Source organism: Prevotellamassilia timonensis, assembly GCF_021531665.1.
Taxonomy (GTDB): domain Bacteria; phylum Bacteroidota; class Bacteroidia; order Bacteroidales; family Bacteroidaceae; genus Alloprevotella.
Window position 1 is genome coordinate 1 of record NZ_JADYUH010000140.1, and the last position, 546, is coordinate 546.

A 546-nucleotide genomic window follows, 5' to 3' on the forward strand; every position below is an offset into this window, starting at 1 on the left:
GGTAGTATGAATCTCCGTTCCAATAGGCTTGTTACTCCAAAGGATTCATCTTGACGCTTCGGTCAAGACAGGGCGAGGTATTACCTTTTCCGAACGGTTTCTCGGACGGTTTCCGAACGCTTTCCGCTGACGATTTCCACATACTACTCCGACCCCTTCAGTTCCGTAACAAACTCAAAAAAATATATATGACGACAAAGAATTTGAAAGTCCTTTTGGCGAAAAGACTGATCAAGGACATCTTCGCAAATCTCGGGGAACTCTGCGTGTTGATGACGAAAGGTCCCCTCCCGATGAGAAAAGCATCCGAGTGGCAGAACCCCGACTTCTTCGCTACCCCTCCGGCGTCGCATGTGCAGAAAGTACAAGAAGCACTGGAAACACAAGAGCCGCAAGAAACACAAGAACCGCAGGCAGCACAGTCTGTCGCTCAGCCCCAAAAAGCCCCTCGTTCACAAGAAACCGCTCGTTCGCAAGACGTATCAAAGAAAAAAGCCGGACGCACGGCAGATTTCTACGTACGCCCGAGTCAGGTGAAGGAAGTGA

The 546-nt window shown here is 49.8% G+C and carries 1 protein-coding gene; it reads left to right on the top strand.

Annotated features, from left to right (window positions below):
- Positions 1-188 precede the first annotated feature (188 nt).
- The coding region (locus I6E40_RS10675) for a hypothetical protein (RefSeq protein ID WP_235387254.1) at positions 189-546 on the top strand (358 nt) is incomplete at its 3' end.